Source organism: Brevundimonas sp. Root1423, from assembly GCF_001426805.1.
The window spans coordinates 1-4950 of record NZ_LMFL01000083.1; the positions used below are offsets into that span (position 1 = coordinate 1).

General features: G+C 69.9%; 4 protein-coding genes and 1 pseudogene. All 5 read left to right on the plus strand.

Going from position 1 to position 4950, the window contains the following annotated elements; all coding sequences use genetic code 11:
* On the plus strand, positions 1–1032 hold a 1032-nt coding region (locus ASD25_RS28340), incomplete at its 5' end, for a transcription termination/antitermination protein NusA (protein WP_162252109.1).
* Between the two features lie 117 nt (positions 1033–1149).
* On the plus strand, positions 1150–1289 hold a 140-nt coding region (locus tag ASD25_RS33495), incomplete at its 3' end, for a DUF448 domain-containing protein (RefSeq protein ID WP_369816706.1).
* Position 1290: 1 nt separating this feature from the next.
* Positions 1291–1881: pseudogene (locus ASD25_RS28345) on the plus strand (RNA-binding protein); the annotation flags it as partial.
* 426 nt (positions 1882–2307) lie between these two features.
* Positions 2308–2935, plus strand: a 628-nt coding sequence (locus ASD25_RS32720; RefSeq protein WP_235562917.1) for a translation initiation factor IF-2 associated domain-containing protein, incomplete at its 3' end; no start/stop codon positions are given.
* Between the two features lie 660 nt (positions 2936–3595).
* Positions 3596–4950: translation initiation factor IF-2 (gene infB / locus ASD25_RS28350; RefSeq protein WP_369816707.1), on the plus strand; the 1355-nt coding region annotated here is incomplete at its 3' end.

The following is a 4950-nucleotide window of genomic DNA, read 5'->3' on the forward strand; positions in this document are numbered from 1 at the left end:
GCCGCCGCCCGCGACGCCGGCTCGCGCGCCAAGATGGCCGTGCTGTCGAACGACTCCTCCATCGATCCGGTCGGCGCCTGCGTCGGCATGCGCGGCTCGCGGGTCCAGGCGGTCGTCGCCGAACTGCAGGGCGAGAAGATCGACATCATCCAGTGGAACAGCGACGAGCCCACCTTCATCGTCAACGCCCTGGCCCCGGCCGAGGTGTCCAAGGTGGTTCTGGACGAGGAAGCTGACCGCGTTGAAGTCGTGGTGCCGGACGAGCAACTGTCGCTGGCCATCGGCCGCCGCGGCCAGAACGTCCGCCTCGCCTCGCAGCTGACCGGCTGGCAGATCGACATCATCACCGAAAGCCAGGACTCCGAGCGCCGCCAGCGCGAGTTCAGCGAACGCACCGTGCTGTTCCAGGAGGCCTTGGACGTGGACGAGGTCATCGCCCAGCTGCTGGTCACCGAAGGCTTCGCCACGGTCGAGGATCTGGCCTTCGTCGAACCGTACGAGATCTCGGACATCGAGGGCTTCGACGAGGACACGGCCGAGGAGCTGCAGGCTCGCGCCCGCGACTTCCTGGACCGTCAGGCCGCCATCCTTGACGCCAAGCGCGTCGAGCTGGGCGTCGAGGACGGCGTCATGGCCGTTCCGGGCGTGACCGGCGCCATCGCCGTCGCCCTCGGCGAAGGCGGGGTGAAGACCGTCGAGGATCTGGCCGACCTGGCCACCGACGAAATCCGCGGCGGCTACGAAGTGAAGAACGGCGAACGGGTCAAGGTCCCCGGTGTGCTGGAAAGCTTCAACCTGGCCCAGGAAGAGGCTGAAATGCTGATCCTGCAGGCGCGCGTCGCCGCCGGCTGGATCGACGCCTCGGAACTGCCGCAGCCGCCCGAGCCGGAATACGAGGAAGAACTGCCCGAAGGCGAATACGACGCCGAAGCCGTCTTCGCCGCCGCGCCGGAAGGCGATGAGGCCGAAGCCGTCGAAGGCGACGATGCGGAGGTCCTCGCCGAGGACCCCGAACAAACCCCCGACGCGTGATGGGAGACCGGATCGTTCATGAGTCTGCGCGAAGCGACGATCGATAGAGAGCGACGCNAGGTCCTCGCCGAGGACCCCGAACAAACCCCCGACGCGTGATGGGAGACCGGATCGTTCATGAGTCTGCGCGAAGCGACGATCGATAGAGAGCGACGCGACCTCGTCACCCACGAGGTCATGGACGAATCTCGCCTGATCCGCTTCGTCGCCGCTCCGGACGGTTCGGTGGCCCCCGACCTGGCGCGCAAGCTGCCGGGNGGGGCGACAGCGTCAGCTCGCGAAGCGACGATCGATAGAGAGCGACGCGACCTCGTCACCCACGAGGTCATGGACGAATCTCGCCTGATCCGCTTCGTCGCCGCTCCGGACGGTTCGGTGGCCCCCGACCTGGCGCGCAAGCTGCCGGGRCGCGGCCTGTGGGTCGCGGCGGACCGCGCCTCGATCGAGACGGCGGTGAAGAAGAACCTGTTYTCGCGGGCCGCCAAGGCGCCGATGAAGCCCGCCGCCGACCTGGCGGACACGGTCGAAAACCTGCTGGTCAAACGCTGTCTGGACCAGCTGGGGCTTGCCCGTCGCGAAGGCGTGCTTATCTCCGGTTTCGAGAAATCCCTGGCCAATGTCCGGTCGGGAAAGGCCGCGTGGATCATAGAGGCGGCGGACGGGTCCGCCGACGGCCGCGGCAAGCTGCTTTCGCTGGCGAAACACATGACTCCGCCCCCGAAAGTCTGCGGCGTCTTCACGGCGGACGATTTGAGTTTGGCCCTTGGGCTGGAAAATGCGATACACGCCGTCCTGCTTGAGGGCGGGCGGGCCGATCGCTGGACCGAGGCGTTGACGGTCGCCAGATAGACGTCTTCCAGAAATCCCTGGCCAATGTCCGGTCGGGGAAGGCCGCGTGGATCATCGAGGCGGCGGACGGGTCCGCCGACGGTCGCGGCAAGCTGCTTTCGCTGGCGAAACACATCACGCCGCGCCCCAAAGTCTGCGGCGTCTTCACGGCGGACGATTTGAGTTTGGCCCTTGGGCTGGAAAATGCGATACACGCCGTCCTGCTTGAGGGCGGGCGGGCCGATCGCTGGACCATAGAGGTCGAACGACTGGCGGGATTTCGACCGTTGACGCCTCCGCAGTGGGGCGATGAAGCGGCTGGGATGCCGAACAAGGTTTTGAACGGGCGGGGTTCTGCTCCCTGATTTGGGGGCAGGGCGACGCGCGATTTTTTGTGTTTGAACGAGACGACAGCGGACTGCCCGCTGTTCCGAGTAAAGCGACCGGATGACTGACGAGAACGACAAGACCAACGACGGCGCACCGCAGGCTCCGACCGGAACTCCGTCCACGACGGGTCCGCGGGCGCCGCTCAGCCTGAAGCCCCGGCAGGCGGGATCGGTTTCGACCGGCACCGTGCGCCAGAGCTTCAGCCACGGCCGCACCAAGACCGTGGTGGTCGAGACCAAGCGACCCCGGGCCGGCGTCGCGCCGGGCCATCAGCGCCCGCAGGGCTTCGACGTCGCCGCACGTCCGCGCACCGACGCGCCCGCGCCCCAGGCGCCGCGTCCGGCCATGCCGTCCGGACCCGCCGGCGGCCGCCTGTCGAACGAGGAGCAGGAGGCCCGCCGCCGCGCTATCGAGCTGGCGACCCAGGCCCAGGCCCAACGCGCCCAGGCCGCTGCCGCCGAACAGGCGCGCCGCGACCAGGCCGCGCATGAACAGGCCGCCGCCACGGCCCAGGCGGCCAACGCCGCACAGGCGGAAGCCGCCGCCGCCCGCGCCGCCGCCGAGGCCGCCCGCGCCGAGGCGTCCAAGCTGACCGCCGCCGCTCCGGCCCCGGCCCCCGCCAAGCGCGCCCCGGCCGCCGCTGCGCCGACGCCTGCTCCGGCCGCCCCGGTGGCGCCGACCCCGGNCCGCCCCGCCTCCAGCCCCCGCCGCCCCGGCCCGCCCGGCTCCGCCCGCGCGCCCGGTGGTCAATTTCGGCCAGCGCGTGCCCAAGGCCCCGAACCCCTCCCGCGCTCCGGCCGGCCCCGCCTTCGGCGGCCGCTCGGCCCGTGAGGAAGCCATGGGCGGCGGTGAACGCGCCTATTCCGACCGTCCCGCCGCTCCGGCCCGCCCGACCGGCCGGCCGGCCGAACCCGTCCGCTACTCTGCCCTGACTCCGCGCCCGGCGCCGGGCGCCGCCCGTCCGGGTCCGCGCACCGGCCCCGGCGGCCGTCCGACCCCGAACGCACCCCCGGCCCAGGCCGAGGTCGCCCGTCCGAGCCGCGCGCCCGGCGGCGGCTTCGCCCGCCCGCTGAAGCCCGAGGATGATCGCGACAAGCGTTTCTCGGACGCCGGCAAGGCCGTCAGCCGCACCCGCGGCGAGCCCAAGCGCCGCGAAGGCCGCCTGACCATCCAGTCGGTTGCAGGCGACGGCGACACCGCCGAGCGGATGCGCTCGCTGGCCTCGGTCCGCCGCGCCCGCGAACGCGAGAAGGAAAAGCGCAAGGGCGGCTCCACCGATGCGCCGAACCGTCCGCGCGAAGTCGTCATCCCCGACGTCATCACCGTGCAGGAGCTGTCCAACCGGATGGCCGTGCGCGGCGTCGACATCATCAAATTCCTGATGAAGCAGGGCCTGATGATGAAGATCAACGACGTCATCGACACCGACACCGCCGAACTGGTGGCCGACGAGTTCGGCATGACCGTGCGCCGCGTGTCGGAGAGCGACATCGAGACGGGCTTCCTGTCCGACGCGATCGACGACGAGGCGACCACGCCCCGCGCGCCGGTCGTGGCCATCATGGGCCACGTCGACCACGGCAAGACCAGCCTGCTGGACGCCCTGCGCACCACCGACGTCGCCTCGGGCGAGGCCGGTGGCATCACCCAGCACATCGGGGCCTATCAGGTTCGCCTGCCCAGCGACGACCGCGTCACCTTCCTCGACACCCCGGGCCACGCCGCCTTCTCGGCGATGCGCGCCCGCGGCGCCAATGTGACCGACATCGTGGTTCTGGTCGTGGCCGCCGACGACGGCGTCATGCCCCAGACGATCGAGGCCATCCAGCACGCCAAGGCGGCCGGCGCCCCGATCATCGTCGCGGTCAACAAGATCGACAAGCCGGACGCCAACCCGCTGAAGGTCGTCAACGAACTGCTGCAGTACGAAGTCATCGCCGAGAGCCTGGGCGGCGACACCCAGATCATCGAGGTGTCGGCCAAGGAACGGACCAATCTGACCGGTCTGATCGACGCCATCCTGGTGCAGGCCGAGGTCATGGACCTGAAGGCCGATCCGGAACGCTCCTCGGAAGGCGTGGTCATCGAGGCCAAGCTGGACAAGGGCCGCGGCCCCGTCGCCACCGTCCTGGTCAAGCGCGGCACGCTGAAGCGCGGCGACATCGTCGTGGCCGGTTCCGCCTGGGGCAAGGTTCGCGCCCTGCTGAACGAACGCAACGAGCAGCTGACCGAAGCCGGTCCGTCGGTGCCGGTCGAGATCCTGGGTCTCGACGAGGCTCCGAGCCCGGGCGATCCGTTCGCCGTGGTCGAGAACGAGGCCCGCGCCCGCGAGCTGACCGAGTACCGTGACCGCATCAAGCGCGAGAAGGCCACGGGCGGCATCAACCAGGTCAGCCTGGTCGACATGATGTCCAAGCTGCAGTCCAAGAAGGTCTCGGAACTGCCGGTCATCATCAAGGCCGACGTGCAGGGTTCCGCCGAGGCCATCGTCGGCTCGCTGGACAAGATGGGCAACGAGGAGGTTCGCGCGCGCACCGTCATGTCGGGCGCCGGCGGCATCACCGAAAGCGACGTSCARCTGGCCAARTCGGCCGGCGCGCCSATCCTCGGCTTCAACGTCCGCGCCTCGAAACAGGCYCGCGACCTGGCCGAGCGCGAAGGCGTCGAGATCCGCTACTAYTCGATCATCTACGACCTGCT